The following is a 14428-nucleotide window of genomic DNA, read 5'->3' as shown; positions in this document are numbered from 1 at the left end:
CGTAACGATATGACTACTCGCAACAAAAAGACCTTCGCGACCCGTGTTTCCGCGCCAACCGCCGCGCGCGTGCTGGCATTGTCCGCACTGGCGCTGAGCCTGGCCGCGTGCACCACCGTGTTCGAGTCGGACAAGGTGGACTACAAAGGCTCGAAAAAAGCAGCGCCGCTGGACGTGCCGCCGGACCTGACCCAGCTCCAGAAAGACAACCGTTACGCCGTGCCGGATGGCAGCGGCGTGGCCACCGCGTCCGGCATGCAGGCCGCGGCGGGTACCCAGGCGGCGCCGGCTGCCGGCGTTCCTGCTGGCGTGGCGACCATCGGCCCGGTCTCGACCGATGCCGTGCGTGTCGAGCGCGCCGGCGACCAGCGCTGGCTGGTGGTCAAGCAGACGCCTGAACAACTGTGGCCGAAGCTGCGCGAGTTCTGGAACGACGCCGGCCTGCCGGTGGAAACCGAATCGCAGGCAACCGGCGTGATGGAAACCGAGTGGGTCGAGAACCGCTCGAAGATCCCGCAGGACTTCCTGCGCAACACCATCGGCAAGGTCTTCGACAAGGCCTACTCGACCGGCGAGCGCGACAAGTTCCGCACCCGCCTCGAGCGCCTGCCGGACGGCTCGACCGAGATCTACATCAGCCACCGCGGCGCCGAAGAGGTGCTGACCGGCGCCCAGAAGGAAACCACGGTCTGGACCGTGCGTCCGAACGACCCGACCCTGGAAGCGCAATTCCTGGGCCGCCTGGTGGCGCGCCTGACCGGCGCCACCGCGCCGGAGCAGGTGCAGGCCGCGCAAGCCAAGGTCGACAACGCCGCCCCGGCGCCGCAGCGCGCCAAGCTGGCCGGCAATGCCGTCGAAGTCGACGAAGGCTTCGACCGCGCCTGGCGCCGTGTCGGCCTGGCGCTCGACCGCGTCGGCTTTACCGTCGAAGACCGCGACCGCGTGCAGGGCGTCTACTTCGTGCGTTACGTCGATCCGGAAGCGACCGGCAAGGACGGCTTCTTCTCGAAACTGTTCAGCTTTGGCAGCGACGACAAGGCCAAGGAAGCCCAGCGCTACCGCGTGCTGGTCAAGGCCAACGAAGCCGGCAGCGCCAGCACGGTTACCGTACAGGACAACGAAGGCAAGGCGGATACGTCGCCGACGGCGGGCAAGATCCTGTCGCTGTTGAATGACGAGTTGAAGTAATCGTCGTCAGCGTTGAGAAAGCCGGCCCGCGTGGCCGGTTTTTTTTTATGGATGCTTCGCGTGATGGTGGGTTCGAGAACCCACCCTACGGTAGGGTGGGTACTCGTACCCACCGGCACGGCGGGTCCATGGTAAAAAATTCTTCCGACCACAAACAGTTTCGTAGGTGGACACCTGTGTCCACGCGGTAGGGCGCCAGCAAAGCCGCACAAGCGTTCAGGTCACGAACAGTAGGGACGAAAAAAAACCGGCCCGCAGGCCGGTCTTTCGAACCAGAAAAAATCTGATTACTTGGTAGCGGCAGCCGAAGCAGCAGCGTCAGCAGCGGTCGAAGCGGCCGAAGCGGCTTCCGAAGCAGCAGCCGAAGCGGTAGCGGCAGCAGCAGCAGCGTCAGCGGCTGGGGTGGTCGCAGCAGCGTCGGTGGTTGCAGCTGGAGCAACTTCGGTGGTGGTGGTGGTGGTTGCGTCAGCAGCAGGTGCTTCGACAGCAGCTGGGGTTGCTGGAGCTTCTTCTTTCTTCGAGCAAGCAGCCAGGGCAACAGCCATCAGGGAGACGATCAGCAGGGATTTTTTCATGATTTTCCTTTTAATTAAAAGTGAAGTACTTCTTGTTTTTACGATGAATAATTACCGGTAATTATCGCTCGCTGGAATTCTCGTGTACTTTGCAAATATTGCAACAATGATACACATACAACGGAACCTTCCTAACCCGATATTATAGCCAAATTTACTCATTCGCAATAGAAAAGTCATGCCAAAATGTAAGTATTATGTGACTTGTTAAGCTTCATTTTGTTACAAGATGCAACAGCCGATAAGACGTTTCTTAAGGGTTGGAAATCTTGCATAAATGCTACAGCCCGGTGACGCTCGCCGCGAGTGCCGGACGCGATTCTTCCCAGAGCGCGGCGAAGCGGTGCGCGGGCACATCCACGGCCTCCGGCGCGTCGAAAGCGGCCTCGCCGCGCATCCAGTCGCTGTGGAAACGGCGCAGCACGTGCAGGTTGTCGGCGATGCAGAAGGAGTCGGTCAGCTGGCGCAGTGCGCGCGGCGTTTGCCGGCATTCGACCAAGTGGCTGTAGTCGCGCAGCAGGCGCAGGAAGCGCGGCGCGTTGCGTTCGATGTGGGCGGGGTCGTGGCATGCCAGGCGCAGGCTGCCGCCGCCCATCAGGAAGGTGCGCAGCTGGGCGTCGACCTCGCTTGCGCCCAGCGGAAAGACCGCGAAGTCGGGGTCGAACATGTCGAGCCGTCTTGTTGCCCGCGCCATGACCGCGCGCCACTGCGTTTCGCAGTCGCGGCGGGTATCGAAACGGATCAGCAGCGGCTCGTTCATCCCAATCTCCTCGGTGATTTACCCCAGTTCGATCCAGCCGTCCTGGTACCAGGTGTAGAGCGCTTCCAGCACGTCGTCGGAAGCCTCAGCCAGGGTCTCGCCGTCGAGGCGGCGTTCGTTGGCCAGCACATCCAGCACGATCTTGTCGGCGCGGTTGACGGCGAACGACTCGCCGTTGATGAAGACGTGCTTGCCGCGGTACAGCATCAGGGTCTTGCTTGAGAGCTTCAGGCCCTTCTTCGCGGCCGCTTCCATGAAGCGTCCCACGACCAGCGGCTTGGCCGGGCCGGTGAAGAACACATTGTGCTTCGGCTCGGACATGTATTCGCCGAAGAAGATGGTCACGTCTTCCTCGTCCCAGCGCACCTTGTTCAGCTCTTCGGTGATGCTGGCGAGCATCTCGCGCGGGATCTCGGCCGGGTTCCTGGCCGGCTGCTGGCCCGGGTCGGCGTAGCGGCCCGGCAGGTCGATCGAGTCGGCCATGAACTGCAAGAAGGCTTCGCCGAGTTCCTGGAACGAGGGCGAGCGGAAACCGATCGAGTAGGTCATGCATTCGCCTTCGGCGATGCCGTCGTGCGCGTAGTGCGGCGGCAGGTAGAGCATGTCGCCCGGTTCCAGCACGAATTCTTCTTCCGGGGTAAAGTTCGACAGGATCTTCAGCGGCAGGCCGTCGACCAGCGACAGGTCCTGTTGCGCGCTGATCTTCCAGCGGCGCTTGCCGTGGGCCTGCAGCAGGAACACGTCATACGAGTCGAAGTGCGGGCCGACGCCGGCGCCGTCGGTGGCGTAGCTGATCATCAGGTCGTCGAGGCGCGCATCCGGCAGGAAGCGGAACTGGCGCAGCAGGTCATCGGCCTTTTCGTCGTACAGGTTCACGCCCTGCACCAGCATGGTCCAGTTCTTCTGGTCGCGCGATGGGAGTTCGGTGAGGGGGCCGTGCTGCATGTCCCACAGGCCGTCGACCTGGGTGACGAGGCGCGATTCGACGAAGTTCTTGGTGGCGAGGTCGGCCAGCCGCTCGAACTTGAGCAGAGGCTTGAAACCGGGGATGGCGCCGCGGATCAGCAGCGGCTTCTTGTGCCAGTATTCTTTGAGGAACAGGGCGGGAGTGATGTTCCCGAGGAGCGGTAATTTTTTCATGCGTCATTATAACCAGCCGGGCAACAGGCGGCACCGGCCCGAGGGTATAATCCGAGCCTTACAACGAAAGGATGTGCGATGAAGATTGCCAAGAATACGGTCGTGTCGGTCAACTACAAACTGTCGGATGCGCAAAACAACCTCATCGAGGAAGGCGCCCAGCCGATGGTCTACCTGCACGGCGGCTACGAAAACACCCTGCCGAAAATCGAGGAACACCTGGACGGCAAGGAAGTCGGCTTCAACTCGACCCTGCAGATCGAGCCGGAAGACGCGTTTGGCGACTACGACGCCGAGCTGGTGAAGGTCGAGGAGCGTGCACGCCTGCCGGAGCCGATCGAAGTCGGCATGCAGTTCGAAGGCATGGCCGATGGCGCGCCGGACGACGAGCCGGTCATCTTCACCGTCACCGAGATCGCCGACGACAAGGTCGTGCTCGACGGTAACCACCCGCTGGCCGGCATGGCCCTGCGCTTCGAGCTGTCGGTCGTCGACGTGCGCGCCGCCACCGACGAGGAAATCGCCCACGGCCACGTGCACGGCGCCCACGGTCATCACCACGGTGAAGACGAAGGCGACGACGAAGGCGAAGCGGGCGACCAGTTCCGCAGCCAGCCGCTGCACTGATTGCTGGATGAGAACCGGGACTGCGTGTCCCGGTTTTTTTTTGCGCTGCGGGTTTGTCCCGGTCAGGCGTTTCGACGGGATGATGGTGGCGGGTCGAATGAGGCCAACATGATGCAGATGTTCGCGTGGGCACGGAGTGCCCACCGTACGGTTTAAGCCGCAGATCATTGCCGGCGCTGGCAGCACTCGAACCTCGACCGTACGGTGGGGGTTTCAAGGCCGGGGCCTTGAAACCGAATGTGCCCACGCGGAACGCGCCGCATGGTTGGCGCCATCCCGTTCACGCTGCCAACGAACACCACCACCGTAACCCGGTGATCACCCGCCAACGCTAATCCGCCGCGTCCTTCACGACAAACAAGGATGTAGACCCCGGCTTCACTTCCACCTCGACCGCCTCGTCATCCACCGACAGGTGCCCCAGGTTCCCGCGCCATTCGATCTCCGGCCGCTTTCCCTTGCCCAGCCCCGCGCTATCGACCAGCAGCACCTTGCCATCGAATTTCTTCGCCAGCGCCTGCACCTGCTTGCGCGTCGCCGCAAAGCCATCAAAGGCGGGCGAGCCGCGCCGCAACAGGCTGGGCGCCTCGGGCTGGGTCAGCGGCTTCAGGTCCCCTTCGGAAAACAGCACGATCGCATCGAGCTTGTCGCCGCGCGCCAGCGTGAACAGGCGGTTCAGCCAGAAGCGCGTGGCCACTTGCCGGTCTTCGTACTCGCTGTTCCTGCCCGCCGCCGCCAGGTAATGGTTGTTATTCGCCGGCAGGTTCACGCTCGCATACAGCACCTTGCCCACGGTCCAGTGGGCATTCTCGGCATACGCGCGAAAACGCGGACTCATCGACAAGCGCGTCAGCGACAGCTTCTTCACGCCGAGCGAATTCGGCTCGCCATGGAACAGTTCGCGCAGCCGGTTCAGGCGTTCGACCGCATTCGTGCGCCCGGCCGAATTGCGGCAGGCGGTCCAGTCGCTGCCGGCCGGCAGCACGATCACCGGGCGCCTGACGCGCTCGACCAGGTCGCGCCGCGCCTCAAACACGCGGTCGCCGCAGGACTCCTGCCCATGCTTGATGCCGGTGACGACCACGAAGGCATTCGTCTTGTCCGACGTATCCTCCAGCGCCTTGCGGAAGCGCTTGTCGCTCCTGGCGTCGAAGCTGTGGCCGATGACGCCGAAGTGGTGGGTGTCGTCGTCCCGTCCACCCGCCACAGCCGGCAGGCTCAGGGCCGCGCACAGGGCGGCTGCCAGCAGGACGGAAGCGGACGGGCGGCGCATCAGGCAGCGAGGCGCTTCAGTTCGTAGAGGCGCGCCAGCGCTTCGCGCGGCGTCAGCGCATCCGGGTCGATGCCGGCCAGGGCATCGAGCAGTTCGTCCGACGCGGCCGGCGCGTCCGGCACGGGCGCTGCGGCTTCTTCCCCGGCCGGCTCCTCGCACACCTGGGCGAACAAATCGCGCTGCGGCGTGGCGTCGAGCGCCTGCGATTCCAGCCGCGCCAGGTGCTTGCGCGCGGCCTTGATCACGGCCGGCGGCACGCCCGCCAGTTGCGCCACCTGCAAACCATAGCTCTGCGAGGCCGGGCCATCCTGCACCGCGTGCAGGAACACGATGCTGTCCTTGTGCTCGACCGCCGACAGGTGCACGTTGGCGGCGCTGGCGTGGGTCTCGGGCAGCTGGGTCAGCTCGAAGTAGTGGGTCGCGAACAGGGTGAAGCTGCGGCTGTTGTCGATCAGGTGGCGCGCAATCGCCCAGGCCAGGGCCAGGCCGTCGAAGGTCGAGGTACCGCGTCCGACTTCGTCCATCAGCACCAGCGAGTGCTCGGTGGCGCCGTTCAGGATCGCCGCCGATTCGGTCATCTCGACCATGAAGGTCGAGCGGCCGCCGGCCAGGTCGTCGTTGGCGCCGATACGCGTGAAGACGCGGTCGATCGGGCCGATGGTGGCGCTTGTCGCCGGCACATAGCTGCCGATATAGGCCAGCAGCACGATCAGCGCGGTCTGGCGCATGAAGGTCGATTTACCGCCCATGTTCGGGCCGGTGATCAGGAGCAGGCGCCGTTCGTTCGACAGCTTGCAGTCGTTGGCGATGAAGCGTTCGATCTGTTTTTCCACCACCGGATGCCGGCCTTCGACGATGGTGAGGCAGGGCGCGTCCACCAGCTGCGGCGCGCACCAGTTATTCACCAGCGCGTGCCTGGTCAGCGCCACCAGGGTATCGATCTGGGCCAGGCCCTGGGCGACGGTCTGCAGCTGGCCGATGTGCGGCGCCAGGCAAGCCAGCAGCTCGTCGTAGAGCTGCTTTTCGCGCGCCAGCGCGCGGTCCTGGGCCGACAGCGCCTTGTCCTCGAAGGCTTTCAGTTCGGGCGTGATGTAGCGTTCGCAGTTTTTCAGGGTCTGGCGGCGGCGGTAGTCGTCGGGCACCTTGTCGGCCTGGCCGTTGGTGACCTCGATGTAGAAACCGTGCACGCGGTTGTATTCGACGCGCAGGTTGGTGATGCCGGTGCGGGCGCGCTCGCGCGTCTCGAGGTCGACAAGGAACTGGCCGGCGTTCTCCGACAGCGCGCGCAGTTCGTCCAGGTCGGCGTCGTAGCCGCGTGCGAACACGCCGCCATCGCGCACCATGGCCGCCGGTTCTTCCATCACGGCGCGGGTCAGCAAATCCAGGCAGTCGGCGGGCGGCAGCAAGGCATCGTGGATTTCGCGCAGCAGGCAGGAGTCGCCCGGGATGAAGCAGCGCGCCACGCCCTGGCGCAGGGCCGGCAACTGCTTCAAACCGTCGCGCAGGCTGGCCAGGTCGCGCGGGCGCGCCGACAGCAGGGCGATGCGCGTGGTGATGCGCTCGATGTCCGGCACCTGGGCCAGGATGCCCGACAAGCCGTCGGCCGCATCGCCCTGGGCCAGGGCGGCGATCGCTTCGTGGCGCGAGCGCGCGACCGACTGGTCGCGGCGCGCATGGTGCAGCCAGTGGCGCAGCAGGCGCGACCCCATCGCGGTGCGGCAGCCGTCGAGCAGCGAGAACAGGGTCGGCGATTCCTGGCCGCGGATGGTTTCGGTCAGTTCCAGGTTGCGGCGGGTGGCGGCGTCCAGGCCGATGAATTCGTTTTCGGCCTCCACCGTCAGGCTGTTCACGTGCTGCAGGCCGCGGCCCTGGGTCGCGTGGGCATAGCGCAGCAGCGCGCCGGCCGCGCCGAACGCCGCGCCCAGGCCATCGGCGCCGAAGCCGGTGAGGGTCGACACGGCCAGCTGGTCGACCAGCGCCTTGTGACCCTTGACCACGTCGAAGTGCCACTCGGGCACGCGCTGGGTGTGGGCGACCGGGCTGTCCTCGAACAAATCGCCGTCGTCGGCGCGCAGGATCTCGGCCGGCGCGATGCGTTCCAGTTCCTGGGCCAGGCGGATTTCGTTGGCGCGCGCGTCGCCCGTGAATTCCATCAGGCGCAGCGCGCCGCTGGCCAGCGACATCCAGGCCAGGCCGGTGGTGACCTGCTTGCGATTCGTGACCGAATACAGGGCCAGCAGCGGGCGCTCGGCCTTTTCGGGCAGCAGGTCGGAGTCGGTGAGGGTGCCGGGCGTGACCACGCGCACGACCTTGCGCTCGACCGGACCTTTGGAAAGCGCCGGATCGCCGATCTGTTCGCAGATGGCGCAGGATTCGCCCAACTTGACCAGCTTGGCCAGGTAGGGATCGAGCGAGTGAAAGGGCACGCCCGCCATCTTGATCGGATTGCCGCCCATCGAGCCGCGCGCGGTCAGCGTGATGCCGAGGATGCGCGCGGCCTTTTCCGCGTCCTCGAAGAAGAGTTCGTAGAAGTCGCCCATGCGGTAGAAGACCAGCATGGTGGGGTAGTCGTTCTTGATGCGCAGGTACTGCTGCATCATCGGGGTAATCTTGCTTTTGCCGTTGTCGGTAAGTCGTTGATCTAGCGGCATATCTTTGGGTAAGTCCATGATCTATATGATGATTCGGCGGGGTGCGCAATTTCTCGCTTTAGTCACGACACATCACTACACCTCTCAACACTCCACATTTTGGCGTAGGATTTAGCGATAACTCAGCAGCGCCTTACGCTACAATTGACGCCTCGCGAAGCTGTTCTGCAAAAAGCTACGCTGTGATTACGCCGAGAGGGAAAATGCAATTCGATGCGAAGGCTGCCAAGCTCCTCGAGCCTGGCCAACACTTTACCATTTCCGACTGCCCAGGGCTGCGATTGGAGGCCTCGGCGTCGACGCGGTCATGGGTCTACCGGTTCAAGAGTCCTATTGACGACCGCATGCGGCAGGTGAAGATTGGCACCTGGCCAAAGATGTCGCTGGTGGCCGCGATGGTCGAGTGGGAAAAGTTACGCGAGATCCGATCCGCTGGACGCGATCCGGCTGAAGAGCGGCGAGCGACCCGTAAGAGTGAGCGTGAAGCTGATGATGCCGCGCGCGCTGCTGCAAGCCGGCGCCTTACCGTGCGCAAGCTATGCGATCTCTATCTGGAAGGCCAGGTGGTGCGGAACCGCAAGCCAAAGAGTGCAGCCGAGACACGCCGAACGTTCGAGAAGATGCTCGGTGACTTCGGCGACCTCGATCCAGCTGCTGTCACGCGCGCTCAGGCATTCGACCTTATCGCGGCCTATATCGATACGCCTGTTCAAGCGGCTAGGCTCCGCGCGGAGCTGGGGGCAGCTTGGGACTACGGCCTCGATGCCGGCCGGCTGGACTCAAACATTCCGAACTGGTGGCGTCTCATCATGCGTGGCAAGCTGCGCAGCAAGGGACGAGTGCGTGAAGGCGAGTCAATCGGTCCTGCTAAGCGCGTCCTCAGCGCCGAAGAGGTCGGTACGCTGATCCGATGGCTGCCAAACTTCTCACGCCTGGTTGACGACGTTGTGACTCTTTACATGTGGACCTGCACCCGGGGCAGTGAGATCCTCAGTATGGAAGTCAATGAGATAACTCACGAAAGCGATGGCCTGTGGTGGACGGTGCCAAAGGACAAAACGAAGAATAGTTGGCGTGACCACGCGGGCGATCTTCGTGTGCCGTTAGTCGGTCGAGCGGAGGCAGTCGTCCGCAGGCGTATGGAGTTGGTGAAGTCCGGCTTCCTATTTCCATCCAATGGGAAGAGCGGACATGTCGAGCAAAAGACCGTGAGTGCGATGGTTTGGATGCATCAACCTTATTCAAAGACACGCCCTGAATATACACGTGCTCGGCTTCCTGTTTCGCATTGGTCGGTTCATGACTTGCGGCGTACCGGACGGACGCAGCTTGCAGCAATGGGCTGTCGCGACGAGATTGCCGAAGCAGTCTTGGGACACATGCCAGCGGGTATAGTCGGTATCTACAATCTGCACCGCTACGATGCGGAACGACGCGAATGGTTGAGGCGACTAAGCGACCACTATGAGAACCTGGCAAAAGTCAATAACGCCATTTAAAGAGAGGGCACTATGGCTACGGAATCTGCAGATATTGACCTGATCACAATCATCACTTCAAGTGCCTTCGTCGCGGCTTTAGTAAACGTAGCCTGGAACGCTCTATCGAAATGGCTCGACCGACAGCGGGAAGCTAAAAAGGAGGAATTAAAGGTTGCTCATGTATATCATGCAGTCATCCTTCATCTCGAAACCTATGCGTACAAAGCTAACGGACAGCTTTACGACATCAGCGTTGCTATGGACCGCTATCGTGGTCTGCGGGATGATAAGGCGTTTGATCGGGTCCGCACTGAGCGCTTTAAGTTTGAGCCGGACCCAGACTGGACTGTACTACCGATATCGTTCGTCGACAGAATGAAAACGTTTGTGATTCAATCTGACCAATGTGATGGGTGGATCCGCGCACAGTTTGACCTATGGGCTGGGATCGATGAGGCGTTTGAGTTGGAAGAGCAGCGGATTGCATGGTATGCACTTCGTGCCTGTACTTTAGCTTCCGAACTGCGTCTGCAGATCGAAGTTGACTGCGCTAGCATGGAAGACATAATCAAGCATTTCCAATTTATCATCGATCGGTGCTGGGATCATTATAAAGCCAATAATGGAACCACTAATCTCGTTCCCGAGTTGCGGGCCCACTTTGCGAGTACCTCGGCACTTAGAGGCTAGGCATCAAATCGGTTTAGTGCTGTCGGCGGGATGTATTGGAAGGTGGGGCTAAATCGGAAACAGGACGGGCCTCCGCCCACTCCTCGACCTCACGGACAAGCCATGCAACGCGGCGGCCAGATAGCTGGCGGGGAGGCGGGAACTCCCCGTCGCGCACCAAGCGCTGGACGGTAGTGGCGGCAAGAGCGACCACTGTTGCGACAGCTTCAAGTTCAAGGTAAAGAGGTTTCACGATATTCCAATTAATTCGTTGTTGACTGTTTCGACTTGGGCTTGCGCTTCCCTGAACGCTTTCTCAGCAGCCTGTCATGAACGATGCGGTCGAGGGCATCGCCAAGCGTCATGCCGTCCTTGAACTGGATGAACTTGACCAAGGCTTTCTGCACAGCCTGCGACACGACCACTTGCGGGAGCAAGGCTTTGCCCTCGGCCTCGAGCTTTGCCAGGCGGCGCTTTTGCCGCTCTGCTGCAGTCAGGGCCTTCCCGGACGAGGGCCGCCCCCGCTTCGCTGGCGGTTTAGGCTGGTTGCCTTCTTGCGCGATGGAGTCCATAAGCGTTTCTTCCTCTAGGAATTGTCGTGAACATTCACGGAAATTCCTTGCCCCTCTTGCGAGGTGATGGCACCCTGCGCACTCGGAGTCCTACGCACGCACTGGTTGCACATCGTGTTCGCACCGGTGAACTGCATGTGGGATCGGCGCTTTCGGCATGGTCCTTGGCAGTTACGCATCGGCGAGTAGGCGCCTACTGAGCTCTCGCGTTGGATGCCAGCGTGCCGGCCCATCGTCGCTCCCGGGTTGAGGCAGGCGGCTGCGAGGCGACGATGGTCCCAGCTGCTGATGCGGCGGCTCACACGGCCTCCCTTGGATTGTCGAGAACAGCCTGCACGTAATCCAGTACTTCCTGGGCTTTAGCGTCGCCCTCATAAACGTCCCGGGCGTTGGCGATTGCGTCGCGGAGCACGATGCCCTTGAGCTTATGCACTCCAGCGACAACATCACGAATCTCGTAGTCGTAGCTGGCGCCAAAGACGATGGCAGCGATGTCTTGCATTCCGCGCTTGAAGCGGTCTTTTCGGACGATCTTTCCATCACCACGGCGCTCGTAGTCCGCTGGGCTTCCGTCTCGGAATTCTGGTGCTCGGAGATCTTGTTCAGTTACGTCATGGCTCAATTCAACTCTCCTGTTGCGTCTTCTTCAATTTGCACCACGGCTTATTGCTCGGTCCCCAGGAGTGGCCGCAGTCGGCGCACTCGGGTGGGCACTTGCGAGGCTGCAGGGACTGACGCTGGGCGTGGGTAGCGAAGCCAATCAGGGCGCAGATCGCCAGCAGCCACAGCGTTATGCCGAGGCGGGTCATGCTGTGTATTCCTGTTCTGCCAGCTCGCAGAAGAACGAGCAGGATGGCAATTTTTCGTTACGCCGTGCCGGTCCTGGCGGTATGTCCCGTAGCGAATAGCGTTTCCCTGTTTCGCGGTTACGGAACAGGTAGGCGTTTGGCCCGATCGCTTCCTGCAAGTCGGCAAGCTCGTTAAATTGCTCGGGGAAATCCTGCTGAATCGCACGAAAATAGCCTTCGCCACCCTTGACGCAACCGATGCAATTAGCGTTCTCGTAGCCCATTCGATACATCAGCGGTAGCTCGATCCCAGCACGCTGGATCATGGCCTTGCAATCCTCTTTGCCCAGGCCTGCGTCGATTAATGGTGCAACTACACGCCGGTCTGGGTTGCGCTCGCGGAAGTCGTCAAGGCGCTCGACTTCTTCCGCTGTGTACCCGAACACCATTACGTCCCCAGGCTGCTTCCACTTGTCGAGTAGCCTGCGTTTCAACTCTGTAGTGCAGGCCGCGCCGTACCGACTCTTGATGAATTGCTTGCGGCGGAATATCTCGATGGTCGATGCGTTGTATTTTTCATCGCTCAGCACCGTAATCTCGCGCCCGAACCAGCGCTCGCAGTCGGACAGGAAGCGGCGGTTGTCCTCGTGTTCCTCTCTGACGAATGCGTTGATGATCTGCACGTCGTACGTGGCGCCGTACTGGGCTAGTGCAAGCTTAGTGGCCACCGCCGAGGCTGCACCACAGGAGAACTGGCAAACGATGCGGATCACGCTGCCTCCTGTATCTTCGGCACGTCAACGGCCGGCGGCGTCGACCGGAATGCAGCCCGGCGCCGCAGCAGCGCTCGCGCCTTCGCGGCCAGCGTATCGCCGTGCACCAGGCAGCTGGCGAACGACGCCACCTCGGTCATGAAGGCGCGCCAGCCTGCCGGCTCCAGCGGGATCAGGTCTTGGTCGACCACTTCGTCGAGCGCGACCAGCTGCTCGCAGATGTGCGTCAGCAGGGCGGTGCGGTACTGGGCCAGCGACTGGTAGGCAGCGGCCCGGCCGTCGTCGGCGATCAGGTCGCGCAGGCTGTGCAGGTAGGAAGCGGTGAGGGTAGTGGTGCTCACGGTGGTCCTTTCAGGCGCCGACACTGGCGCAGTAGACTTCGACTTCGCACTGGGCCTGACGCAGGTGGTTCACGGCCACGGCCGGCAGGCGCCGGTCCATGTTGGCGATTGCGGTGCGGATGTGCTCGGCCTCGACGTCGGTGATGCGGATGCGGCCCTCTTCCTCGAAGCGGTCGCAGATGTCGGACAGTGCATCGTTGCCCAGGTCGAGCTCATCGCCGGCCAGGCCGGCGCGGCCCAGCGTGGCGAAGAGCTTGGACAGCTGGTTATAGGTGTCCGGCGTCGGGTACGTGATCAGTGCTTCGCCTGCCATGCGCAGCTGGAGCGCCAAACGCTGGTAGGTCTCGGTCGTCATGGGGATGCGCGCGCCCTGTTGGAATGCTCGTTTGTGCATGGCAGGATCTTTCTTTTATGGTTTGCCGAGGAGGACGGTGAAGCCGTTCTCGCGGGCCGAGTCGATGTAGGCCTGGAAGGCGTCCTCGATGACGGTTTCAGGGCGGTCGAGCTCGTACCAGAACTTGACCTTGCCGGCGCCCAGGCGGTACTTCAGGCGGGCACGCACCTTGTAGCCTTCGCCGTTCTTGAAGAGGCGGGCGCCGATGGCGAACTCGCGCGGGATTTCGATAGTGCCGGCGGCAGCGCGCGCGTCGATGGTCTCGCTGTAGGCGAGCTGGACCTGGCCGTTGTCCAGGCGGCGTTGGCTGCTGAAGTTGACTTCGGTCTTGGCCTGCAGCGTCAGCGCAACCTGCAGCAGGGTTTCGCCGGATGGCGCAACCACGTCGGCGATGTTGTCTTCGAGGAAGATGGCAAACGCTTCCTGTTCCATCGGCACTTTGTTGTAGCGCATCCAGGTGTTGAACTCGCGGCTCAGCTCGGCCTGGAAGATGGCGCGGTGGTCGCGCCAGCCGGCTTCTTCGCTGCCGTGCACATGGTCGTTCAGCACGGCGGTCAGGGTGCGCGCATCCGGGTCTGCGTAGATGTAGACCTTGCCGGCTTTGCCCTGATCTGCGACGAACACGTTGAAGCTGGCGATCTCGCTCAGGTGCACGGTGCCGGTCTTGCGGTGCGGCGCGTAGCCGGCCTTTTCGATGGCCGTCGTCAGGTCGATGAGCTTGTGGCCATCGGGCACCACGACGTGGAAGGTGTTCTCGACCTCATGCGGGGCTGCTGCTGCCAGTGCCATGGCGCCGATCTCTTCGATGGCCTTTGCCAGGCCGTTATTGTTGTCGTTCACTTCGCTGCTTCCTTCAGGGTGATGGGTTGAGGTGGGGTTGCTTCACGCAGCTCCAGGTTGCCCTGGCGCGGATGGTTGCGGGACAGGTCGTGGTCTTCGGTAAGCCAGAAGAAGTCCTCGCCGCGCTCGGGGTTCGGCAATTTGAGGGTGACGCTCTCGCCGATCACGATCTTGTCGACGTCGGCGCCGCGGCCGGCGGGCTTCACCTTCAGCTTCAGGATCAGCTCGCCGCCCTTGCCGGTTTCTTTCACCTTTTCGAGGAGGGTGGCCAGCTGGTCGCTGAGTTCCGCGTGGGTGCGGCCGTCGCACAGCTCCTGCAGAAAGACGGCGAATGCCTTCTTGCTCATGGGTTGGAA

General features: G+C 62.4%; 17 protein-coding genes. 4 read left to right on the top strand and 13 right to left on the bottom strand.

Going from position 1 to position 14428, the window contains the following annotated elements; all coding sequences use genetic code 11:
- Positions 1–9: 9 nt before the first annotated feature.
- A complete protein-coding gene (gene bamC / locus QPK31_RS02910) occupies positions 10–1188 on the top strand; it encodes an outer membrane protein assembly factor BamC (protein WP_290421444.1) in 1179 nt (392 codons plus the stop codon).
- A 287-nt stretch (positions 1189–1475) separates the two neighbouring features.
- Here bamC and QPK31_RS02905 read toward each other — a convergent pair whose 3' ends face one another.
- From QPK31_RS02905 to QPK31_RS02895, 3 genes are all read right to left on the bottom strand, one after another.
- Entirely contained in the window at positions 1476–1763 is a 288-nt protein-coding gene (locus tag QPK31_RS02905) for a hypothetical protein (protein WP_290421443.1), read from the bottom strand.
- 280 nt (positions 1764–2043) lie between these two features.
- Positions 2044–2523 (bottom strand): hypothetical protein, encoded by a 480-nt coding sequence (locus QPK31_RS02900; RefSeq protein WP_290421442.1) that lies wholly within the window; start codon positions 2521–2523, stop codon positions 2044–2046.
- 18 nt (positions 2524–2541) lie between these two features.
- Positions 2542–3663, bottom strand: a complete 1122-nt coding sequence (locus QPK31_RS02895) for a cupin domain-containing protein (protein ID WP_290421441.1) — start codon at positions 3661–3663, stop codon at positions 2542–2544.
- A 78-nt stretch (positions 3664–3741) separates the two neighbouring features.
- On the opposite strand from QPK31_RS02895, the gene QPK31_RS02890 reads away from it, so the two are divergent.
- Positions 3742–4290, top strand: a complete 549-nt coding sequence (locus tag QPK31_RS02890) for a peptidylprolyl isomerase (protein WP_290421440.1) — start codon at positions 3742–3744, stop codon at positions 4288–4290.
- A 331-nt stretch (positions 4291–4621) separates the two neighbouring features.
- Here the strand turns inward: QPK31_RS02890 and QPK31_RS02885 are convergent, their stop codons facing one another.
- Positions 4622–5563, bottom strand: a complete 942-nt coding sequence (locus tag QPK31_RS02885; protein ID WP_290421439.1) for a hypothetical protein — start codon at positions 5561–5563, stop codon at positions 4622–4624.
- Positions 5563–8214, bottom strand: a complete 2652-nt coding sequence (gene mutS, locus QPK31_RS02880; RefSeq protein WP_290421438.1) for a DNA mismatch repair protein MutS — start codon at positions 8212–8214, stop codon at positions 5563–5565. The genes QPK31_RS02885 and mutS overlap by 1 nt, the downstream gene beginning before the upstream one ends.
- 203 nt (positions 8215–8417) lie before the next feature.
- Between mutS and QPK31_RS02875 the strand changes: the two genes are divergently transcribed.
- Together QPK31_RS02875 and QPK31_RS02870 are read left to right on the top strand one after the other, a co-directional pair.
- Positions 8418–9713 (top strand): integrase family protein, encoded by a 1296-nt coding sequence (locus tag QPK31_RS02875; protein WP_290421437.1) that lies wholly within the window; start codon positions 8418–8420, stop codon positions 9711–9713.
- Between the two features lie 12 nt (positions 9714–9725).
- Positions 9726–10385, top strand: a complete 660-nt coding sequence (locus QPK31_RS02870; protein WP_290421436.1) for a hypothetical protein — start codon at positions 9726–9728, stop codon at positions 10383–10385.
- Positions 10386–10398: 13 nt separating this feature from the next.
- Here the strand turns inward: QPK31_RS02870 and QPK31_RS02865 are convergent, their stop codons facing one another.
- The 8 genes from QPK31_RS02865 to QPK31_RS02830 all read right to left on the bottom strand — a co-directional run bounded on the left by QPK31_RS02865 (position 10399) and on the right by QPK31_RS02830 (position 14419).
- Positions 10399–10617, bottom strand: a complete 219-nt coding sequence (locus QPK31_RS02865; RefSeq protein WP_290421435.1) for an AlpA family phage regulatory protein — start codon at positions 10615–10617, stop codon at positions 10399–10401.
- Positions 10618–10627: 10 nt separating this feature from the next.
- Positions 10628–10936: a hypothetical protein gene (locus tag QPK31_RS02860; protein WP_290421434.1), complete on the bottom strand. Its 309-nt coding sequence runs from the start codon at positions 10934–10936 to the stop codon at positions 10628–10630.
- A 298-nt stretch (positions 10937–11234) separates the two neighbouring features.
- Positions 11235–11558, bottom strand: coding sequence for a hypothetical protein (locus QPK31_RS02855; protein ID WP_290421433.1), 324 nt, complete (start codon positions 11556–11558; stop codon positions 11235–11237).
- 183 nt (positions 11559–11741) lie between these two features.
- On the bottom strand, positions 11742–12497 hold the full coding sequence (locus QPK31_RS02850; RefSeq protein WP_290421432.1) for a hypothetical protein: 756 nt from the start codon (positions 12495–12497) through the stop codon (positions 11742–11744).
- Complete coding sequence (locus tag QPK31_RS02845) at positions 12494–12838, bottom strand: hypothetical protein (protein ID WP_290421431.1); 345 nt, start codon at positions 12836–12838, stop codon at positions 12494–12496. Before QPK31_RS02845 ends, QPK31_RS02850 begins: the two co-directional genes overlap by 4 nt.
- A 10-nt stretch (positions 12839–12848) precedes the next feature.
- Positions 12849–13193: a hypothetical protein gene (locus QPK31_RS02840; protein WP_290421430.1), complete on the bottom strand. Its 345-nt coding sequence runs from the start codon at positions 13191–13193 to the stop codon at positions 12849–12851.
- A 54-nt stretch (positions 13194–13247) separates the two neighbouring features.
- Entirely contained in the window at positions 13248–14072 is an 825-nt protein-coding gene (locus QPK31_RS02835; protein ID WP_290421429.1) for a DUF2303 family protein, read from the bottom strand.
- The gene (locus tag QPK31_RS02830) at positions 14069–14419 is read right to left on the bottom strand and encodes a hypothetical protein (RefSeq protein WP_290421428.1); all 351 of its coding nucleotides are present in this window, start codon (positions 14417–14419) and stop codon (positions 14069–14071) included. The genes QPK31_RS02835 and QPK31_RS02830 overlap by 4 nt, the downstream gene beginning before the upstream one ends.
- Positions 14420–14428: the final 9 nt, after the last annotated feature.

It is taken from the genome of Massilia sp. YIM B02769, from assembly GCF_030411995.1.
Classification (GTDB): Bacteria; Pseudomonadota; Gammaproteobacteria; order Burkholderiales; family Burkholderiaceae_D; genus Telluria.
This window is presented reverse-complemented; position numbering and strand designations above follow the sequence as displayed.

Excerpts from the sequence above, each read along its gene's own strand:
- bamC (WP_290421444.1), top strand. The coding sequence starts at position 10 with ATGACTACTCGCAACAAAAAGACCTTCGCGACCCGTGTTTCCGCGCCA.
- QPK31_RS02905 (WP_290421443.1), bottom strand. The coding sequence starts at position 1,763 with ATGAAAAAATCCCTGCTGATCGTCTCCCTGATGGCTGTTGCCCTGGCT.
- QPK31_RS02900 (WP_290421442.1), bottom strand. The coding sequence starts at position 2,523 with ATGAACGAGCCGCTGCTGATCCGTTTCGATACCCGCCGCGACTGCGAA.
- QPK31_RS02895 (WP_290421441.1), bottom strand. The coding sequence starts at position 3,663 with ATGAAAAAATTACCGCTCCTCGGGAACATCACTCCCGCCCTGTTCCTC.
- QPK31_RS02890 (WP_290421440.1), top strand. The coding sequence starts at position 3,742 with ATGAAGATTGCCAAGAATACGGTCGTGTCGGTCAACTACAAACTGTCG.
- QPK31_RS02885 (WP_290421439.1), bottom strand. The coding sequence starts at position 5,563 with ATGCGCCGCCCGTCCGCTTCCGTCCTGCTGGCAGCCGCCCTGTGCGCG.
- mutS (WP_290421438.1), bottom strand. The coding sequence starts at position 8,214 with ATGCCGCTAGATCAACGACTTACCGACAACGGCAAAAGCAAGATTACC.
- QPK31_RS02875 (WP_290421437.1), top strand. The coding sequence starts at position 8,418 with ATGCAATTCGATGCGAAGGCTGCCAAGCTCCTCGAGCCTGGCCAACAC.
- QPK31_RS02870 (WP_290421436.1), top strand. The coding sequence starts at position 9,726 with ATGGCTACGGAATCTGCAGATATTGACCTGATCACAATCATCACTTCA.
- QPK31_RS02860 (WP_290421434.1), bottom strand. The coding sequence starts at position 10,936 with ATGGACTCCATCGCGCAAGAAGGCAACCAGCCTAAACCGCCAGCGAAG.
- QPK31_RS02840 (WP_290421430.1), bottom strand. The coding sequence starts at position 13,193 with ATGACGACCGAGACCTACCAGCGTTTGGCGCTCCAGCTGCGCATGGCA.
- QPK31_RS02830 (WP_290421428.1), bottom strand. The coding sequence starts at position 14,419 with ATGAGCAAGAAGGCATTCGCCGTCTTTCTGCAGGAGCTGTGCGACGGC.